The sequence below is a fragment of the Azospirillaceae bacterium genome (assembly GCA_028283825.1).
Lineage (GTDB): Bacteria > Pseudomonadota > Alphaproteobacteria > Azospirillales > Azospirillaceae > Nitrospirillum.
The window spans coordinates 168,114-191,086 of the sequence record JAPWJW010000004.1 but is presented as its reverse complement, the minus strand read 5'-3'; the positions used below and the strand labels follow the sequence as shown (position 1 = coordinate 191,086).

The following is a 22,973-nucleotide window of genomic DNA, read 5'->3' as shown; positions in this document are numbered from 1 at the left end:
AAATCATGAGCAGCAACAGCTTTTCCCGCCCGCGTTCCGGTGCCCACGCCAAGGTGACCCGTCACGTCGGCCGCCAGGTGCCCGACATCCTGCCGGGCGCGCAGCGCCATCGCGATGTCCTGCGTGACACCCTGCTGGCCTCGGCCGCCAACCTGTTGAAGCCGGCGCCCAAGAGCGCCAGCCGCCGCAACCGGCGCGCCGGCCGCACGGCCGTGGCCGTGGGCGGCACGCTGGGCGCCTACATCCTGTCGGCCCTGCTGTCGCAGGCGCACGCCAACCCCACCGGCGGCACGGTGACGGTGGGTGCGGCCACCATCAACGCGTCCAAGCCCAACACCCTGACCATCACCCAGGGCACCGACAAGGCCGCCATCAACTGGCAGAGCTTCAGCATCGGCGCCGGTGAGACGGTCAATTTCGTGCAGCCGTCCAGCAGCAGCGTGATCCTGAACCGGGTCATCGGCAGCGACCCGTCCAGCATCTTCGGCACGCTGACCGCCAACGGCACGGTCATGCTGGTCAACCCCAACGGCGTGATCTTCGGCGCCGGCAGCCGCGTCGACGTGGGCAGCCTGGTCGCCACCACCGCCAACATCAGCGACGCCGACTTCCTGGCCGGACGCTACAACTTCAACCAGGCCTCGACCAACCCCAACGCCGCCATCGTCAACGCCGGCGACATCACCATCAAGGACAGCGGCCTGGCCGCCCTGGTGGCGCCCAGCGTCCAGAACTCCGGTGTCATCCATGCCCGCCTGGGCAAGGTAGCCCTGGGCGGCGCCCAGACCTTCACCCTGGATTTCCAGGGCGACGGCCTGCTGAGCTTCGACGCCAGTTCCGCCGTCACCGCCCTGCCCCACAACGCCGACGGCAGCGCCGTCCAGGCGCTGGTCGTCAACTCCGGCCAGATCGTGGCCGAGGGCGGCGTGGTCCAGCTGTCCGCCCGTGCCGTCAAGGGCGTGGTCGACCACGTCATCAACACCGATGGCGTCATCGTCGCCACCAGCGTCGGCAGCCAGAACGGCAAGATCATCCTGTCGGGCGGCGACAACGGCACCGTCGCCATCTCCGGCACGGTGGACGCCAGCGGCAAGGGGGCGGGTGAGACCGGCGGCACCGTCATCGCCACCGGCGCCGACGTGGCCGTGGCCGCGGGTGCGGTGGTGGACGCCAGCGGCGACGCCGGCGGCGGCACCATCGCCATCGGCAGCGACGGCACCGGCACCAGCCTGGCCACCGCGCAAAACCTGTCCGGCAGCGTCAGCCTGGCGGCCGGCGCCACCCTGAACGCCGACGCCCTGACCAACGGCGATGGCGGCCGCGTCACCCTGCTGTCGCAGGACAGCACGCTCTTCTCCGGCAACATCACCGCCAAGGGCGGCGCCAATGGCGGCAACGGCGGTTCCGCTGAAGTGTCCAGCCATGAGGCCGTGACCCTGGACGGCGGCGTCACCCTGACGGCCGCCAAGGGCAAGACCGGTACCCTGCTGCTGGATCCGTCCACGCTGGAAATCACCAACGGCAGTTCCGGCAGCGGCACCCAGGACACCGCCGCCGCCAGCGGCACCCTGGCCTCCACCGCGGCCGATTCCGGCGCCAACACCGTCTCGTCCGGCAAGATCGTGGCCCTGACCGCCACCAGCGACGTGGTGCTGCAGGCCACCGGCCAGATCACCGTCGACAATCTGGGCACCGTCAACCTGGGCAGCGGCCATAGCCTGACCCTGCAATCCACCGCCACCGGCGGCATCACCTTCCTGAGCCCGTCCACCACCGAGATCGTGGCCAGCGGCGGCGGCAACATCACGCTGCAGGCGCTGGGCATCGGCAGCACCATCACCAACGTCGCCAAGCTGACGTCGGACACCGGCATCATCACCATTTCGGCCAACGGCAACATCACGCTGGCCAACGCGCTGACCGGCGGCGGCGTGCAGGTCACCTCCAGCGTGGGGTCGATCACCAATGTCGGCACCACCAACCTGATCAGCGGCACCAACGGCGTCATCCTGTCGGCCACGGGCGGCAGCGTCGGCAGCGCCACCTCCACCATCAGCACGCACACCACTCAGCTGGGTCTGGAGACAGGTGGTGACCTGTTTGTCACCAACGACGAAACGCTGGTGGCGCTGCTGCTGAACGCCAGCCACGCCCGCCCGAGCGTCACCAACACCTATCAGCTGATCTCCCCCGGCCTGACGTTTGACGTCACCGATACGGGCAGCCTGAACCTGAATTCCCTGCAGCAGACATCCTCGCCCCTGTACTTGCAGGTGAGTGGCGACCGCGATGTCGTGCTGGGGAACATCAACGTCACCAGCAGCGGCTACGTCGCGGTGACCGCCACCGGCGGCAACATCGTCGCCGGGTCGGGGATGAGCGCCGGCACGCCCCTGACCGCGAGCGCCGTCAAACTGACGGCCCAGGGCAGCACGGGCGTCAACGGCGCCATCGGCACCAGCACCACCCCCCTCTACACCAATGCCAGCACGCTGATCGCCAGCGCCGGCACCGGCGGCATCAATGTCAGCAACGGCGCCACCACCCTGTCGGTGCAGAGCGCCGTCGCCCAGGGGGGTGCGGTCCAGATCGCCAACGGTGCGGCCGACCTGACCGTCGGTACCGTCACCGGCGGCACCGTGACGCTGAGCAGCGGCGCTGCCATCCAGGATGATGCCGACGCCACCACCAGCATCACCGCCAACAGTCTGAGCCTGACCGCCGTGAGCGGCATCGGCACGCATGCCGACCCGCTGACCAGCAACGCCGGCACCCTGTCCGCCCTGAACACCAACGGCGGCATCTTCCTGAACCTGACCAACACCAGCGCCACGACTCTGTCCAGCGTTCAGAACACCGGTACCGGCGCCATCGAGGTGGCGACGGCCGCCCCGACCACCGTCACCAACCTCAGCACCGGCGGCGGTAGCGGCGATGACATCAGCCTGACGGCGAACGGCCTGCTGACCGTCAACACCATCAACGCGGGATCCAGCGGCAACGTCACGCTGACCACCACCCTGACCACCACGTCGGGCGATGGCATCACAACCGGCAGCAGCGGCTCGCTGATCACCGGCCGCAACCTGGTGCTGGGCACCTCCTCCGTCGGGTACGTGACGCTGAACACGGCGGTCGCCAAGGTCTCCGGCACCGTCGGCACCGGCGCCACCATCACCCAGGCGACCGGCGACCTGACGGTGGGCGACCTCAAGACCACCTACGTCATCTCGTCCTCGGACAGCAGCGGTACCCAGCCCTCGATCTATGTCCGCACCAAGGACGGATCCATCACCGTCGCCGGCACCATCACCGCCACGGGCGACAACGCCCAACACGCCAGCTGGGTTGAACTGTACGCGTCGCAGAACGTCCTGGCCGACAGCACGGTCACCACGTCCATCGTCGCGGATGAGGTCGAGCTGCGGGCCAAGCAGAGCATCGGCACCTCCGCCTCGCACCTGAAGACCAACACCACCAACCTGGACCTGCAGAGCAAGGGCGATATTTACGTCGACAACGCCGTGGCGCTGTCGGACCTGTACATTGAGGACGACCACGCCACGGCCGGCACCGTCAACACCGTGCAGGTCACCGCCCCCTACCTGACCTTCAGCGTCACCGATACCGGCAGCCAGTTCCTGCTGACGCAAATGGTCGGCACCACCCTGGATAATTTGGAGTTCACCAGCGATGAGACGCTGGTGCTGGGCCGCATCCAGGCCAGTGCCTCGGGCGAGGTCTATCTGGAGGCCACCAGCGGCGACATCCTGGACGATGGCGACAGCCAGACCCGCGTCAGCGGCGGCTATGTCCGGCTGTACGCGGATGAAGGCAGCCTGGGCACGGCCGCCAACCCGCTGAACGTCGGCACCGACCAGCTGAGCCTGACCACCTACGGCAACCTGTATGTCAGCGACGACCAGGACCTGTCCTACCTGTCGCTGGACGCCTACCACAACACCAACGGCAGCGTTAACAGCTACGTCCTGACCGCGCCCTCGCTGGCCTTCAGCGTCACCGACAGCACCAGCGCCTTCGCCATCAACACCCTGACCGACGTCACCGGCCTGAACGCGTCGATCGAGACCGACCGCACCGTCACGCTGGGCAACATCGACGTCACCCGCAACGGCACCTTCAGCGTCTATGCCGACTACGGCAGCATCCTGGACGACGCCAACACCGCGACCCAGGTGCTGGCCGGCAGCATCACCCTGTCGGCGGTGGGCAGCCAGAGCTCCAGCCTGGGCACCAGCGACACGGCGCTGACCGTGGCCACCGGCGACCTGACCGTGGCCGCCGCCAACGGCGGCACCCATGTCGTCGTGTCCATGCCGGTGGACAGCGCGACCAACACGGTCGTCGTCAACACGGGCTCATACAACTCCGGCAACATGGTGATCGAGGCAAAGCAGGGCGACCTGCAGGTGGGCGCCCTCAGCACCACGGGCCAGGCCATCACCCTGATCGCGGATGCCGGATCCATCACCGATCCGGACATCAGCTCCGCCTACAGCTCCACGCCCGTCTACCAGACCCTGACGGTGGGGACCAACGGCACCGTGACCTTGCAGGCCTCGGGCGGCATCGGCGCCAGCGGCGCCCCCATCCTGATCAGCGGCAGTGGCGCCACGCTGAACGCCACGGCCTCGGCCGGCGACATCCAGGTCAGCACCACCGGCACCGGCCTCACGCTGAACAGCCTGTCGGCCTCGGGCGACATCGCCGTCACCGCCAGTGCCGGCGTGACGCTGGGCACGCTGAGCGCCGGCGGCACGGTCGGCATCGTCAGCACCAGCGGCAGCATCCTGGATGACGGCAACGCCGCCACCGGCACCACCGCCGGCGCCGTGGTCCTGACGGCCACGGGCGGCAGCGTCGGCAGCAGCGCCAACGCGCTGTCGGTCACCACCGCCGACCTGACGATCACCTCGCAGGGCAGCATCGACGTCGCGGATACCGCCGCCCTGTCGAACCTGACGCTGGCCAGCACCAGCACCAGCGCCCTCAACAGCTTCAACATCAGCGCCGGCAACATCTCGGCGTTCAATGTCAACGACAGCGGCGCCCTGTTCACCGTGACGCAGCTGACCGCCACGTCCGCGCTGAACCTGACCTTCACCGGCAGCCATGCCGTCACCGTGCTGGGCCCCGTTGTCGGCAACGATGCCACCGACGGCTACGGCATCATCACCGCCGGCGGGTCGCTGGCTCTCGCCACCACCAGCGGCGCCCTGACCGTGGGCAGTGCGGCCACCGGCGGCGGTGCCGCCACCCTCACCAGCGGCGGCAGCGGCACCCTGACCGTCACCAGCCTGAGCACCGGCGGCGGGGCCGCCACGCTGACCTCCGGCGGCACGGCCACCCTCACCAGTGTGGACACGGGCAGCGGCGCCCTGGCCATCACTGTGGGCTCGGGCAATTTCGTCGCCGGCGCCATCACCGCCGACAGCGTTTCCATCACCGCCAAGGCCGGCAGCATCGTCGATGACGGCGATGCCACCACCCACATCACGGCCGACACCGTCTCGCTGACCTCGGGCACCGGGTCCGTCGGCGTGGCCGGGACCAGCGACAGCGACACCTCCCAGTGGATCGACCTGTCCGGCGTCACCAGCCTGACCGTGGGCACGGCCGCCAATTTCTATGTGAAGGACGACACCGCGCTGACGGCGCTGGCGTTGAACATCAACGGCACCTCCGGCACCTACCGCCTGACCGCCCCCACCCAGACCTATCTGCTGTCCAGCACCGGCGGCGTCCTGACGGTCCTGCGCGCCGGACACACCACCGGCGGCATCGGCGACCTCGACACCTTCAGCCTCTACACCAAGCAGAGCCTGGCGGTTGGCACCATTTCCACCCTGAACGACGTTTCGCTGACGGTTGACGGCGCCACCGCCAACATCACGATGATGTCCGGCTACGGCGGCATCCAGTCCTCCAACGGCCCCATCACCCTGACCACCGAGAACGCCGGCACCGCCTACGGCAACATCGGCGCCAGCGGTAACGCCCTGGTGCTGACCACCGGCACGCTGACCATCAATTCCGTGGGTTCGGTCTACATCGAGGATGACCTCGATCTGACCAACCTGGCGATCGTCAACAAGCATCCCGGTTCCGACACCGACAATGCGATCGCCATCACCGCCCAGAACTTCAGCGGCGCGCTGACCATCACCGACGGCGCGACGCAGCTGTTCAGCAACGGCGTCAACTTCGCCATCCGCAACGGCCACTCGGCGCTGAACCTCAGCTACACCAGCGACCGCGCCATCCAGGTCGCCAACAACTTCAACGCCGGCACCACCGGCTCGATTTCGCTGACGGCCGGCGGGTCCATCTCCGCCGCCGCCAGCACCACGCTGACCGCCGGCAGCGTCGGCCTGTCGGCCACGGCCACCAATGCCGTCGTCGGCAGCAGCGGCGCCGCCATCGGCGTGAACACCGCCAACCTGTCCGTGGCGTCCTCCGGCAACATCTATGTCGCCGACAGCGGCGCGCTGTCGTCGCTGACGATCAGCAACATCCTCAAGCAGTCCGGCACGGCGACCGCCAGCTACGGCATCACCGCCACCAACATCACCGACAGCCTGAGCTACAGCAACAGCGGCAACTACGGCCTGCAGATCAGCAACTTCACCGTCAACAGCGGCACGGTGGACTTCGCGCTGACCAGCAACGCGCTGATCACCGTCGGCAGCATCTCCACCGGGGTCGGCACGGGATCCGTCAGCCTGACCACCACCGGTGCCATCCAGGCCCAGACCAGCGCGTCGCGCATCACCACCGGCGCCCTGACGCTGAACGCCACGGGCGTCAGCGTCTACAACGACGGCACCGACCCCTTCCTGACCACGGCCAGCAGCCTGTCGGGCACCATTGTCAGCACCTACGCCAGCACGGGCAAGGTCACCGGCGGCAGCATCTACCTGTCCAACACCGGCGACCTGGCGCTGGGCGACCTGACGGCCGGCCTGTCGGCCAGGATCATCACCTCCGGCGCCATCACCTCCGCTGGCGGTGTGGTCACGGCGCCCACGCTGGAGCTGACCGCCACCGGTGGTTCCATCGGCACGGCCGGCGCGCACCTGGCGGTCGATGCCCAGAATCTGACCCTGGACAGCGGCAACGACATCTATGTGGATGCCACGTCCGACCTCTATTCCCTGGCCGTCACCGATCACCATGTCCTGAGCCAGTCCAACACCCTATCCATCACGGCGCCGCACCTGGTGTTCGACGTGACCGACACGGGCAGCCAGTTCGACCTGGTCAACGTGGTGGACACCAGCGGCCTGGACTTCAGCTTCACCGGTGACAAGGACGTCGTCATCGGCACCGTGAACGGCCAGATGGGCCGCACGGTCGCCATCACCAGCAGCGCCGGCAACCTGACAGCCGCGACGGGCGAGATGGTGACCGGCGACACAGTCAACCTGACGGCCCATGGCTCCATCGGCACGGCCGGCACGCACATCCAGACCACGGCCCTGTCCCTGGGTGTCAGCACCGGCGCCGACATCTATGTCGACAACACCCTGGATCTGTCCGCGCTGTCGCTGACGACGACGCAGACCGGCGCCACCGGCGGCGTCTTCGCCATCACCGCCACCGGCCTGACCTTCGCCGGCGGGGATGACGGCACCTACACCCACATCGACCAGGTGTCCGACAGCACCGGCATCAACTTCACCGCCTATACCCAGCACAGCCTGGAAATCGGCACCATCGACACCCGCGCCACGGGCGCGCTGGTCGGCGGCCTGGTGTCGCTGACCAGCCAGCACGACATCGTCGGCACCGATGGCAGCAACCACATCACCGCCGCCGAAACCACCCTGATGACCGCCAACAACGGCGGCAGCGTGGGCGTCAGCGGCACGACGCTGAACATCAGCAGCCCGGCCGTCAACCTGGACACCAGCGGCAGCGTCTACCTGAACTCCGACGTTCATATCGACGACCTGTCGATCTACAGCCGCCATCCGACGGCCAACGCCAGCACCTACGACATCACCTCGGTCGGACTGGCGCTGAACATGACCGACGACGGCACCGGCCCGGTCATCACCAACATCACCGACACCACTGGCCTGGCGCTGAGCCTCACCAGCGACAAGACCATGACGGTCGGCACCATCAACCTGGGCACCACCGGCACGGCCCAGCTGTACACCACCGACGGCGACATCAAGGGCGATGGCGACGCCACCACCCAGATCACGGCCGCGTCCCTGACCTTGGATGCCAGCAACGGCAACATCGGCACCAGCGGCACGGGCAACGAGATCGACGCCCAGGTCAACACGCTGTCGGCCTACTCCCCCAACGGCGGCATGTCGCTGGGCTTCTCCGCCTCCGCGGCGCTGAAGGGCCTGACGGCTGATGGCGACGTCACGCTGTACAACAGTGCCGGCGACATCGCGCTGGGCAGCATCGACCTGAACGGCCACGCCCTGACCGTGGATAACGAAGGCGGCTCCATCCTCAGCGGCTCGCTGAGCTACACCACGTCCGTCACCCTGACGGCGCAGGGCTCCATCGGCAACGTCAGCGCCATCACGACCTACGCCAACGGTGCCGCCACCACCGTGACCGCCACCGCCCATGCCGCCAACGGCGCCAGCGGCAGCGTCAACATCACGGAAACCAACAGCAGCGGCAGCCTGATCGCCAGCAGCATCACCGCCGCCGGCGACGTGACGCTGACCGCCAACAACGGCGGCGTTTCGGTCGGCACCGTCAATGCCGGTACGGGCACGGTCACCATCACCGCCGGGGCCGGCGACATCACCGGCACCAGCACCGGCAACCTGATCACCGGTAGCAGCGTCAGCCTGGTGACGGCCATCGACAGCACGGGCCATTCCATCGGCGCCTCGGGCACCGCCGTCAACGTGGCGACCCAGGTCCTGACGCTGACCGGCACCAAGAACGTCTACGTCAGCGACACGGCCACGCTGACCAGCCTGACGCTGAACCGCACGGCGGATAGCGGCGACTACAGCAGCGGCGGCACCATCAGCCTGGCCGCGACCGGCCTGACCACCAGCATCACGGACAGCGCCACCACCACGACCATCACCAACCTGGCCCAGTCGGGCCTGGATTTCACGCTGAACACCAACCACAACGTGGCGGTGGGCACCATCAACGTGGGCAGCACCGGCAGCGTCGACCTGACGGTGACCCCGGCCACCGGCAGCGGTTCCATCCTCGCGACCGGCACGTCGTCCGCCATCACCACCGGTTCGCTGGTGATGGCCGCCGGCGGCACGGCCAGCAGCATCGGCAACCTGGACTTCCTGCTGGGCATCTCCGCCACCGACATCACGGCCAGCGCCGGGACCGGCGGCATCTACATCACGCCGACCAGCGACATCAACCTGTCCAACGTCAGCACCACCGGCGGGCTGGAGGTGTCGACCAATTCGAACGTCGATGTGACCCTGGGCAGCGTCAGCTTCGGCGCCACCTCCAACCTGACGGTCATCACGGGCGGCGCCATCCTGGGCGGCGACGGTGCGCTGACCAGCACCGGCCGCAGCACCATCTCCCTGACAGCCGGCACCGGCATCGGCAGCGCCGATGACGCCCTGCAGATCTCCGCCCCCAGCAGCATCGTCAGCGCCACGGTCACCGGCACCGGCGACATCTACATCAACAGCACCGGTGCCATGACCGGCGGCCTCACCACCTCCACCGCCGACGGCTACACCAGCGTCACCTCGGCCGGTTCCCTGCTGCTGAGCAGCGCCACCTCCAGCACCGACAATTCGGGCGACGGCATCTCCGTCGTCGTCAGCAGCGGCAACCTGACCTTGGGCGGCGCCGTCACCGCCGGCACCACCCAGGGCCAGATCACCCTGTCGGCCCTGACCGGCAGCGTGCTGTCGCAAAATTCGCCCAGCCTGAGCAACGAGGTCAGCGCCTTCGGCATCTCCGTCAATGCCGCGACCGGCATCGGGTCCAGCAGCGTTTTGGGCCTGAACCTGGTCGGCCAGCGCGTGAACGCCGTCACCACGGCGGGTAACATTTACCTGGCGCCCGCGGCCGCCAGCACGCTGGCCTACGTGTCCACCGGCGGCGGCAACATCACCATCGCCAACAACGGCACCATCTATCTGGGCAACATCCTGTCGGATGGCGGCAACATCACCGTCAGCACCGGCGGCTACACCGTTTATGCCGGCAACGTCGACGCCGGCACCGGCAATGTGAACATCACGGCCAGCAGCACGGGCGGCGTCATCCTGGATGACGGGTCGGACCTGACCCGCATCATCGGCAACACCGTCACGCTGGCCACCCAGAGCGGCATCGGCACCTCCACGCGCGCCGTCCAGACCACCGCCAATACCTTGAGCCTGACCGGGGGTTCCGGTGCCGGCGTCCATGTCGATGACAACAACACCAACGGCGTGACGATCAGTTCCCGCACGACCCTGGGCGACACCGTCATCACCACCGCCGGTCCGACCACGCTGACCAGCGTGACCGCGACCCCCGCCTCCAACATCGGCGCCAACATCACCGTCACGGACGCCAGCGGCGACCTGACCGTGGGCACCGTCAGCACCGGTACCGCCGGCGGCACCGTCACCCTGACGGCTACCACCGGCGCCATCCTGGCCGCCAGCGGCAGCAGCACCAACGTCACCGCCTACAGCGCCAGCCTGTCGTCCAAGACCGGCATCGGCACGCTGACCAACTTCACCACCGGTGCGGGCGCCCCCATCGTCACGGCAGTCGGCACCCTGACCGCCCTGTCGGCCACCGACGCCGGCAGCGTCATCAACGTCAAGCAGACGGGCAACCTGACGCTGGGCACCGGCACCGTCGTCACCCTGGGCACCAACGGGTCCGCCTACCTGCAGGCCACCGGCAACATCGACGCCAGCAGCGGCCTGCCCAACGTGGGCACGGGCGACCTGGCCCTGCTGGCCGGCGGCACGCTGACCCTGGCCTCGGGCGGGGTTTCCACCCAGGGCGACCTGTACCTGAAGGGCACCACCGACATCGTGGCCGCCGGCGTCACGCCGCGCGCCATCACCATCAGCGCCGACAGCCTGAAGTTCATCAGCGGTGCCGCCGGCGGCAGCACCACCCTGACCACCACGGTGGGCGCGCTGGACGCGGAACTGACGGGCACCACCACGGCCGCCAACCTGACGGTCAGCAACACCGGCAGCCTGTCGGGCCTGACCCTGGCCACGGCCAAGGGCAACATCACCTTCACCAACGATGTCGGCTTCACCACCACGGCGGTCAACGCCACGGCGGCCGGTTCCACCGTCAGCCTTACGGCCAGCACCGGTGACCTGACGGTGGGCAGCGGCGGCATCAACGCCACCAGCACCGGCACGGTCAACCTGACCGCCACCACCGGCGCCCTGGTGGGTGAAGGCGGTTCCGCCGTCACCGCCGGCACGCTGAACCTGACCAGCCTGAAGGCCATCGGCAGCGCCAGCCAGGCCCTGGTCGCCACCGCCGCCACCCTGTCCGCCAATGTGACGGGCACGGTGTTGGCCAACGGCACCGGCGACTACGGCATCTACCTGTCGGCGCCCGGCACCCTGTCGCTGGCAGGATTGACCACGGCTGACGGCGTTGTGTCCATCACCGGCGGCGGGTCCGGCACCACGCTGACCTCCACCGGCGGCATCACCGCCGGCAACGGCCACGCCGTCACCCTGACCAACAGCGGCGGCGCCATCAGCGTCAGCGGCAGCATGACCGCCGCCAGCCTGGACGCCACGGCCACGACCATCAGCGTCGGCGGCATGAGCACCAGCGGCGCCCAGCACTACACCGGCGCCACCACCATCACCGGCGACCTGACGGCCAGCGCCGTCACCGTCACCGGCGGCCTGACCCTGGGCGGCACCGGCACCCGCACCATCGACACCAGCGGCAGCAACGGCGCCATCGGCATCACCGGCGCCCTGACCGGTGGCAGCCATGCCCTGACCCTGACGTCCGGCACGGGCGCCATCACCCTGGGTGGGGCAGCATCCGGCCTGGCCGGCCTGACGGCCACTGGCGGCAGCATCAGCACCGCCGGCGTCACCAGCACCGGCGACCAGTCCTACACCGGCGCCACCACGCTGAACGGCACCTACAGCACCACCGGCACCGGCACCATCGCCTTCAACAGCGCCGTGACCCTGGGCGGCGACACCGCGGTCACCACCGTTTCCAAGGCGGTGACTTTCAGCTCCACCATCGATGGCGCCCATGCCCTGACCATCAACAGCGGCAACGCCACCGTCACCCTGACGGGTGCAGTGGGTGCCACCACCCGCGTCGGCGCGCTGACCGTCAGCAACAGCGGTTCCACCATCGTCGACGCCGCCGTCAAGGCGGCCAGCGTCACGATGAACGCCGGCAGCGGCAGCCTGGGCACCGTCACGATGTCCGGCGGCTCGGTCGACACCACGGGCAACCAGGGCTACACCGACAACCTCATCCTGACGACGAACACCACGCTGTCGGGCGGCACCATCACCGTCAACCTGGTGGACGCCACCACCGCCGGCGCCCAGGGCCTGACCATCGACGGCAACCTGGTCACCACCAGCGTCCTGGGCGGCACCAAGGCGCTGAGCGGCCTGTCGGTCACAGGATCCAGCAGCCTGGGCGCCAGCGTCAGCACCACCGGCACCCAGACCTACACCGGTGCGGCCACCCTGACGGGCACGGACACCCTGACCGGCAGCACCGTGACGTTCAGCGGCACGCTGGACGGTGCCCGCGCGCTGACCATCACCGGCAACGCCGCCTTCGACGGCACCGTGGGCGGCACCACCGCCCTGACCAGCCTGTCGGTCAGCGGTACCACCGCCCTGGACGCCGCCTCGGTCACCACCACCGGCATCCAGACCTACACCGGTGCGGTGACCCTGGCGGACGACACCACCCTGACCGGCACCACCGTCACCCTGACCAACGGTGCCAACGGCACCACGGCGGGCCAGCAGTCGCTGTCCATCGTCGGCAATTTGGGCACCAGCGGCGCCTTCGGTGCCGTCACCCACCTGAAGAACCTGTCGATCAGCGGCACCGCCAGCCTGACCGGCACCACCACCACGGCCGGCACGCAGACCTATGGCGGGGCGGTGACCCTGGCCGGCGACACCACGCTGGTCGGCACCACCATCACCCTGGTCAGCACGGTCAACGGCGGCCATGTCCTGGTCATCACCGGTGACGCCGCCCTGGAAGGCACCATCGGCGGCACCACCGCCCTGACCAGCCTGTCGGTCAGCGGCGCCAGCGTCCTCAGCGGTTCGGCCATCACCACCACGGGCACCCAGACCTACACCGGTGCCGTCACCCTGGCGCGCAGCACCGGCGTCACCGCCCTCAACACCACCAACAGCGCCGTCCTGTTCGGCGGCACGGTCGACGGTAACGGCGACGCCCTGTCGTCCAGCGATGCCCTGACTATCAACGCCGGCACCGGCAACGTCACCTTCAGCGGCATCGTGGGCGGCACCACCCGCACCGGCGCCCTGCAAATCTACAGCGGCGGCGCCACCACCTTCGACGCCGCCGTCACGGCCGGTTCCGTCTACACCGACAGCGTCGGCACGCTGGCGCTGAACACCGGCAGCATCAACACCACCGGTTCCCAGGCCTATGGCGAGGCCGTCAGCCTGACCGCCGACACCACGCTGACGGGCAGCAATGTCACGCTCAGCAGCACGGTGGACGGCGCGCACAAGCTGACCATCACCGGCAACGCGACCCTCAGCGGCATCGTCGGCGGCACCACCGCCCTGTCCAGCCTGTCGGTCAGCGGCACCAGCACACTGTCGAAGAACGTCACCACCACCGGCACCCAGACCTACACCGGGGCCGTTACCGTGGCGGCCAACGACATCCTGACCGGCAGCACCGTCGCCTTCAGCGGCACGGTGAACGGCGGCCACACCCTGGCCATCGTCGGCAACGCCACCTTCGCCGACGCCGTCGGCACCACCAACGCACTGACCAGCCTGTCGGTCAGCGGCACGGCCGGCCTGAACGGCGGTGCGGTGAAGACCACCGGCTCGCAGGCCTACACCGGCGCCGTCACCTTGGGTGCGGACACCACCCTGACCAGCACCGGCAACAACACCGTCCTGTTCAGCAGCACGGTCAACGGCGCCCAGGCGCTGATCATCGCCAACGGCACCGGCGCCACCACCTTCGCCGGCATCGTCGGCGGCACCACCGCCCTGTCCAGCCTGTCGGTTTCCGGCACCAGCAACCTCGCCAGCGCCATCACCACCACCGGCGACCAGACCTACACCGGCCTGGCCACCCTGTCGGCGGCCACCACCACCCTGACCGGCGGCACCATCACCCTGACGGGCGGTGCGGACGGTACGACCAATGATGCCCAGTCGCTGACGGTCGCGGGCAACCTGGTGACCGGCACCCTGGGCGCCACCCACCGCCTGAACAACGTGTCGGTCACGGGTGCGGAAACCCTGTCGGGCAGCGTCACCACCGCCGGCACCCAGACCTACAGCGGCGACGTCACCCTGGGCGCCAATGCCGTCCTGACCGGCACCACCATCACCTTCAGCGGCACGCTGAACGGCGCCCACACCCTGTCCATCGTGGGCAACGCCGGCTTCAGCGGTGTGATCGGCGGCACCACCACCCTGACCAGCCTGTCGGTCAGCGGGACCAGCAGCCTGTCGGGCGACGTCACCACCACCGGTACCCAGACCTATACCGGCGCCGTCACCATCGCCGGCGACACGACCCTGACCGGTACCACCCTCACCCTGACCAACGGTGCCAACGGCACGACCGATGGCCAGCAGTCGCTGTCCATCGTCGGCAACCTGGGCACCAGCGGCGCCTTCGGTGCTGTCACCCGCCTGAAGAACCTGTCGGTCAGCGGTACCGCCAGCCTGACCGGCACCACCACCACCGCCGGCACCCAGACCTACAGCGGCGCCCTGACCCTGGCCGGTGACACCACGCTGGTCGGCAGCACCGTCACGCTGGACGGCACCGTCAACGGCGCCCATGTCCTGATCGTCACCGGCAACGCCGACCTGGAAGGCACCGTCGGCGCCACCACGGCGCTGACCAGCCTGTCGGTCAGCGGTGCCACCACCCTGGGCACCGATGGCGTCACCACCACGGGCGGCCAGACCTACACCGGCGCCGTCACCCTGGCGAACAGCACCGGCACCACCCTGGCTACCACCAACGGCGCCGTGCTGTTCAGCGGTACCGTGGACGGTGCCGGCAACCTGACGGTCGGCACCGGTTCGGGCAACGTCACCTTCACCGGGGCGGTTGGTTCCACCACCCGCGCCGGCGCCCTGACGGTCAACAGCACCGGCGCCACCACCTTCGGCGGCGCGGTGAAGGCCACCAGCCTGGCCACCAACGCCGGCGGCACCACCGCCCTGAACGGCGGCTCGGTCGACACCACCGCCACCCAGACCTACAGCGACGCCGTCACCCTGGGCGCCGACACAACCCTGGCCGGCACCACCATCACGCTGAACGGCACGACCAACGGCGTCCATGCCCTGGCCGTCGCCGGCAACGCGGTCCTCAACGGCGTCGTCGGCGGCACCACGGCCCTGACCAGCCTGTCGGTCAGCGGCACCGGCGCCCTGTCCGGCAATGTCACCACCACCGGCACCCAGACCTATACCGGTGCCGTGACGTTGGGCGCCAACGACACCCTGACGGGCAGCACCGTCGCCTTCACCGGCACGGTCAACGGCGGCTACGCCCTGGCCGTCACCGGCAACGCCACCTTCGGCGGCACGGTCGGCGCCGGTACCGCCCTGACCAGCCTGTCGGTCAGCGGCACAACCGGCCTGAACGGCGGCGCGCTGACGACGACGGGCGGCCAGACCTATACCGGTGCCGTCACCCTGGGTGCCGACACCACCCTGACCAGCACCGTCAACGGCGCCGTCCTGTTCAGCAGCACGGTGAACGGCGCCCAGGCGCTGCTCATCAGCAACGGCACGGGCAATGTCACCTTCGCCGGCGCCGTCGGCGGCACCACCCGCCTGGGCGCCCTGACGGTCACCAGCGGCGGCGCCACCGCCTTCAACGCCGCCGTCAAGGCCGCCAGCCTGACCACCGACGCGGCCGGCACGCTCAGCCTGGCGGGTGGTTCGATCGACACCACCGGCACCCAGACCTACAGCGACGCCGCCACCCTGGGCGCCGACACCACCCTGACCGGCAGCACCGTCACGTTGAACGGTACGGTCAACGGCGCCCACACCCTGGCCGTCACCGGCAATGCAGCCATCAACGGCGTCGTCGGCGGCAGCACGGCCCTGACCAGCCTGTCGGTCAGCGGCACGACGCGCATCAACGCCAGCGGCATCACCACCACCGGTACGCAGACCTACACCGGTGCCGTCACCCTGGCCGCCAACCCCACCCTGACGGGCAGCAGCGTCACCTTCAGTGGCACCTTGGACGGCTATAAGGTCCTGGCCGTCGTCGGCAACGCCACGTTCGGCGGCCCCGTGGGTGGCACGACGGCCCTGTCCAGCCTGTATGTCAGCGGCACGGCGGCCCTGAATGGCGGCGCGATTTCCACCGTCGGCAACCAGACCTTCCACGGTGCCGTAACCCTGGGCGCCGACACCACGCTTGCCACCTCGCTGGCCGGCTCCGTCGTCTCGTTCAGCGGCACCCTGAACGGCGCCCATGGCCTGATCATCAACAACGGTTCGGGCGCCGTCACCTTCTCCAGCACCATCGGCGACACCACCCGCCTGGGCGACCTGACGGTCAACACCAGCGGCACCACCACCTTCTCCGGCGCGGTGAAGGCGGCCAGCGTCACCACCGATGCCGGCGGGACCGTGGTCCTGGGTGCCGGCGTCGACACCACCGGCACCCAGATCTACAATGACGCCGCGACCCTGACGGCGGCGGCCACCCTGAAGGGCACCGGCGTCACCTTCGGCGGCACGCTGGACGGCGCCAAGGCGCTGACCATCACCGGCGACGCCGACTTCGGTGGTGCCGTGGGCGGCACCACCGCCCTGACCAGCCTGTCGGTCTCGGGAGCCACCCTGCTGGTTGGCGGTGCCGTCAACACCACCGGTGCGCAGACCTACACCGGTGCCGTCACGCTGGCCGCCGACACGACCCTGACCGGCAGCACCGTCGGCTTCGTCAGCACGCTGGACGGCGGGTACGCGACGGTCGTCACCGGCAACGCCGTGTTCGGCGGCGCCGTGGGCGGAAGTTCGCAATTGGCCAGCCTGTCGGTAAGCGGCACCACCGCCCTGAACGGCGGCGGCGTCAAGACCAACGGTGGCCAGACCTATACCGGTGCCGTCACGCTGGGGGCGGACGCCAACCTCACCACCTTCGGCGGCAACATCGTCTTCGCCAGCACGCTGGACGGCGCCAAGGCGCTGATCATCAGCAACGGGGCGGCCAACGTCACCTTCACCGGTGCCGTGGGCGCCACCACCCGCTTGGGCGACCTGATGGTCAACAGCACGGGCGCCACCACCTTCACCAGCACCGTCAAGGCCGCCAACCTCAGCACCAACGCCGGTGGCACGGTGGCGATCAACGGCGGCAGCATCGACACCACCGGCGCGCAGTCCTATGGCCAGGCCGCTATCCTGGGCGCCGACACCACCCTGACCGGCACCTCCGTCACCTTCAGCGGCACGTTGAATGGTGCCCATACCCTGGCCATCGCCGGTGCCGGTAGCTTCTATGGCGTCGTGGGCGGCACCACCGCCCTGACCAGCCTGTCGGTCAGCGGCTCCACCTCGTTCTTCGGTGGCGGCATCACCACCACCGGCGCCCAGACCTACTCGGGTGGCAGCCAGGCGCTGGTCGACACCACGCTGACCACCAGCAACGGCGCCGTCACCTTCGGTGGCGCCTTGAACGGTCCCCAGGCCCTGACCATCACCGCCGGTACCGGCGATGTGACGTTCAACGGCACGGTGGGCAACGTCTATCGCCTGGGCGCCCTGACGGTGAACACCAGCGGCGTCACCACCTTCGGCGGCGCCGTCAAGGCGGCCAGCGTCACCACCGATGCCGATGGCACGCTGAAGCTGCTGGGTGGTTCGGTCGACACCACCGGCGCGCAGACCTACGGTGAGGCCGCTACCCTGGTGGCGGACACCACCCTGACCGCCACCACCGTCACCCTGACGGGCGGTGTCGATGCCACGACGGTCGGCGGCCAGTCGCTGTCCGTGGTCGGCAACCTGGCGGCCGGCGGCGCCCTGGGCGCCACCAAGGCGCTGAAGAGCGTCTCGGTCACCGGCACCGACACCATCGCCGCCGATGTCAGCACCACCGGCGCCCAGACCTACCTTGGTGCGGTCACCCTGGCGTCCAACGTCGGCCTGACCGGCAGCATCGTGACGTTCAGCGGCACGCTGGATGGCGCCAGGACCCTGGCGGTCACCGGCAACGCCGTGTTCGGCGGCACTGTCGGTGGCACCAATGCCCTGACCAGCCTGACGGTCAGCGGCACCACCGCCCTGAACGGCGGCGCCGTCACCGCCGACAACCAGATCTATGGCGGTGCCGTCACCCTGGGCGCCGACACCACCCTTACCACCCTGGGCGGCGTCGTCTTCAACGCCACGCTGGACGGCGCCAAGGCGCTGACCATCACGGCCGGCGACGGCGGCGCCACCTTCACCGGTGCTGTCGGCGGCACCACCCGCCTGGGGGCGCTGACCGTCAACACGGCCGGCGGCACGGTCTTCGACGCCGCCGTCAAGGCGGCCCGCCTGGCCACCGACGCACCCGGCACCTTGAGCCTGGCGGGCGGTTCGGTCGATACCACCGGCAGCCAGGTCTATGGCGAGTCCCTGGTGCTGACCACCGACACGGTGCTGAAGGGCAGCAGCATCATCTTCATCGGCACGGTGGATGGCGCCCATGCCCTGGCCATCACCGGCGATGCCGCCTTCGCCCAAGCGGTGGGCCAGGAACAGGCCCTGACCACCCTTTCGGTCAGCGGCAATAGCCTGATCAGCGGCGGCGTGGTCACCACCACCGGCACGCAGGCCTACACCGGCGCCGTGGCTGCTGGATGCCGACACCACCCTGACCGGCACCACCGTCCGCATCGGCGGCACCCTGGACGGCCTGGCCAGCCTGGCCGTCACCGGCAACGCCGTGTTCGGCGGCGCCATCGGTGGCGACACCGCCCTGACCGGCCTGACCGTCAGCGGCACCACCGCGATCAACGGCGGTTCGGTCACCACCACGGGTGACCAGGCCTACACCGGTGCCGCCACCCTGGGGGCCGACGCCGCGCTGACCACCACGGACGGCGCCGTCACCTTCGGCGGCACGCTGGATGGGGCCCACGCCCTGACCATCACCACCGCGTCGGGCACCATCACCTTCACCGGCGCCGTGGGCGGCACCACCACCCTGACCGCCCTGACGGTCACCGATGGCACGGGCACCCTGGCCATTGACGGCGGCAGCATCGCCACCACCGGCGCGCAGTCCTATGCCACCGCGGTGGTCCTGGGGGCGGACACCACCCTGACCGGCGCCACCGTCACCCTGTCGGGCGGCCTGGATGCGGCCACCGCCGGCGGCCAGTCCCTGGCCATCGTCGGCAACGCGGTGGTGGACCAGGCCGTGGGCGCCACGGTGGCGCTGGGCACCGTCAGCGTCAGCGGCACCACCGTCTTCGGCGATCCGGCCGTCACCACCACCGGCGACCAGACCTATGCCGGTGCCGTGACCCTGGGCGCCGACACCACCCTGACCAGCACCGGCGGCACCATCACCCTGGCGGCCGGCGCCGACGGCACCACCGCCGGTGGCCAGTCGCTGATCATCGTGGGCAACACCGCCCTGACCGGCGCCTTCGGCGGCACCACCGCCCTGAACGCCCTGTCGGTGACCGGCACCGCCGCCCTGAACGGTGGCGTCACCACGGCCGCCAGCCAGACCTACCTTGGTGCCGTCACCCTGGCCGGCGACACCACGCTGACCGGTGGCGACACTGTCGCCTTCGCGGCCACGGTCGACGGCGGCCATGCCCTGGTGATCACCGGCGGCAACGCCGTGACCTTCAGCGGCGTGGTCGGCGGCACCAGCCGCCTGGGCGACCTGACGGTCAACACCAGCGGGGCCACCACCTTCGATGGCGCGGTCACCGCCGCCAGCGTCACCACCGACGTCCCCGGCACCCTGTTCATCAACGGCGGTTCGGTCGACACCACCGGCACGCAGACCTACGGCGAGCGCGCGGTGATCGGCGCCGACACCACCCTGGCCGGCACGCTGGTCAGCCTGAACGGCGGTGCCGATGCCCTGGCCACGCCGGTCGCCCTGGTCATCCAGGGTGACGCCAGCCTGGCGGGCGGCATCGGTGCCAACGCGGCCCTGACCGGCCTGTCGGTCAGCGGTGCCACCACCGTGACGGCCGATACCCACCTGGTCACCACCGGCGGCGTCACCTTCACCGGCGCGCTGAACACCGGCTCGACCTTGATCGTCGATGCCAACTCTGGCGACGTCACCTTCGCCGCGATCAACGGTGCCGGCACCCTGGTGGTCAACACCAGCGGCGCCACCACCTTCGGCGGTGCGGTGCAGGCGGCGGCGATCACCACCGATGCGTCCGGCACCCTGTTCCTCAACGGCGGCAGCGTCACCACCACGGGGGCGCAGACCTTCGGTGAGCGGGCGGTGCTGGGCACGGACACGGTGCTGACCGGCGCCACCGTCACCCTGGCGGCCGGTGCCGACGGCGCCACCGCCGGTGGCCAGTCCCTGGCCGTGGCCGGCGACCTGGTGGCGGGCGGCGCCCTGGGCGGCACCACCGCCCTGCGCCAGCTGTCGGTCAGCGGCACCAGCGCCGTGAACGGCGGTTCGGTCACCACCACCGGCGATCAGACCTACACCGGCGCCGTCACCCTGGGCGGCGACGCCATCCTGACCGGCGGCACCGTCACCCTGCTGGCCGGCGGCGACGCCGCCACCGCCGGCGGCCAGTCCCTGGCCATCGTCGGCAACGGCGTGCTGGCCGGCGCCTTCGGGGCCAACCAGGCGCTGAACACCCCTGTCGGTCAGCGGCACCGCCACCCTGAACGGCGGTTCCATCAACGCCACCGGCACCCAGACCTACACCGGTGCCGTGGCGGTGAACGGCGGCCAGTCGCTGACCAGCACCGGCGGTTCGCTGGTGTTCGGCGGCACGCTGGACAGCGCCAACCGGTCGGCCCTGAACCTGACGGCGGACGACGCCCTGCAGGTGACGGGCGCGGTCGGCGGCACCGGCCCGCTGGGCGTCCTGACCATCAGCACCGGCGGCACCGCCACCTTCACCCAGGCGGTGACGGTCAGCAGCCTGGTGGAAACCGCGGCCGGCGATGTCACCACCTTCCACGGCACGCTGGTGGCGGACGGCAGCGGCGGCCTGCAACTGACGGGCAATGGCTTCGTGTTCGAGCAGGCGGTCACCGCCAGCGCCGGGACGATCGCCCTGGCCGACAGCCAGGCCGACGGCACCATCCGCTTCGCCAGCCCGGCGACGGTGACGGCGGCGGCCGGCTTCACCCAGACCGGTGGCGCCACCTTCCTGGTGCCGGCCACCATCACGGTGACCCATGGCCCGATCACCTTCGGGACGGTGGCGACCCTGCCCACGGGCACGGCCACCATCACCACCGACGGCAAGATCACCATGGCCGGCCTGCAGGGGGCGACCACGGCCCTGATCATGTCGTCGGGCACCGGCGCCATGGTGGTGGGCCTGCCCAACGGCACGGCGCAGCAGACCATCAACGTCGCCAGCCTGAAGGTGGACAAGGCGGCCTCGGCCACGATGTACGGCACCGTCAAGGGCCGTGGCTCGGCCCTGGCGGCCAGCGCCATCGACAGCCCGCTGCGCGGTGCACCCTGGTACATCAACAACACCCCCTGGGGCCCGACCGACACGGTCAGCCAGGTGGCGGCGACGGTCGTCGCCCGGGTGCCGGTGCCCAGCACGCCGGGCGTGAACAGCCTGTTCAGCGGCACGGTGACCAGCGCCGGCATCACGCCGGACACCCTGGCGGCCTACGCGGCCCCGCAGGTGCTGACCACCAGCGGCGGTATCAATGGTATCATCGGCGCCAACGCCCAGCCCTCGGTCCTGACCGAGGAGGGTGCCGCCAACCAGACCACCACCCGTTAAGTCTTAAGCAATCGGATTTGGATCAGACGATGAGCACGAACGCCCTTCCCGCCTTCTATCAGCAGCCCCGGCCCATCGCGGCGGAACGCGACGGCGACACCTCCCTGACGCCGGTGACGGACTACAAGTTCGCCGCCACCGCCAACTCCGTCCCGCTGATCGCGGCGGAATTCACGCTGGCCTGCAAGCAGTACCCCATCCTGTTCGTGGATGGGGCGGCCGCCCAGCCGGTGGCCCTGTTCGGCCTGCGCAACGGTGAAAACCTGTTCGTGGACGCGGACGGCACCTGGGCCGCCGGCGCCTACATCCCGGCCTATGTCCGCCGTTATCCCTTCATCTTCATGGAAAACCGCGACAAGTCGGAATTCACCCTGTGCATCGACGAGGCGGCCCCCGTCGTCGGCAAGGGCGGCGCCAACAAGCTGTTCCAGGATGGCCAGCCCACCGAGGTCACCCGCAACGCCCTGGCCTTCTGCAGCGACTACCAGGGCCATTACGCCGTGACGACGGAGTTTGTCGCGGCGCTGGTGAAGGCCGACCTGCTGGTGGAAAACCGCGCCGACGTCACCCTGAAGGACGGCCAGAAGCTGAGCCTGGCCGGCTTCAAGGTCATCGACGAGGCGAAGTTCAACGCCTTGCCGGCTGAGGAATTCCTGCGCTGGCGCGAGCGTGGCTGGCTGCACCTGGTCATCTGCCACTTCATCTCGGTCAGCAACTGGGCGGCCCTGGTCGACCTGGCCGCCAAGCACCCGGCGCCCGCCGCCAACTGAAGCGGTTGAGCGTT

The 22,973-nt window shown here is 69.7% G+C and carries 2 protein-coding genes; both read left to right on the top strand.

Translation table 11 applies throughout. The features are described 5' to 3' along the window. Window positions 1-5 precede the first annotated feature (5 nt). The gene (locus tag PW843_25110; protein MDE1149843.1) at window positions 6-19,262 is read left to right on the top strand and encodes a filamentous hemagglutinin N-terminal domain-containing protein; all 19,257 of its coding nucleotides are present in this window, start codon (window positions 6-8) and stop codon (window positions 19,260-19,262) included. Further along, window positions 19,165-22,959 carry a SapC family protein gene (locus tag PW843_25105; GenBank protein MDE1149842.1) on the top strand — a complete coding sequence of 1,265 codons (3,795 nt, stop codon included), beginning with the start codon at window positions 19,165-19,167 and terminating at the stop codon, window positions 22,957-22,959. Before PW843_25110 ends, PW843_25105 begins: the two co-directional genes overlap by 98 nt. Window positions 22,960-22,973 lie beyond the last annotated feature (14 nt).

Coding starts and splice junctions, on each gene's coding strand:
- PW843_25110 (MDE1149843.1), top strand. CDS start 6: ATGAGCAGCAACAGCTTTTCCCGCCCGCGTTCCGGTGCCCACGCCAAG.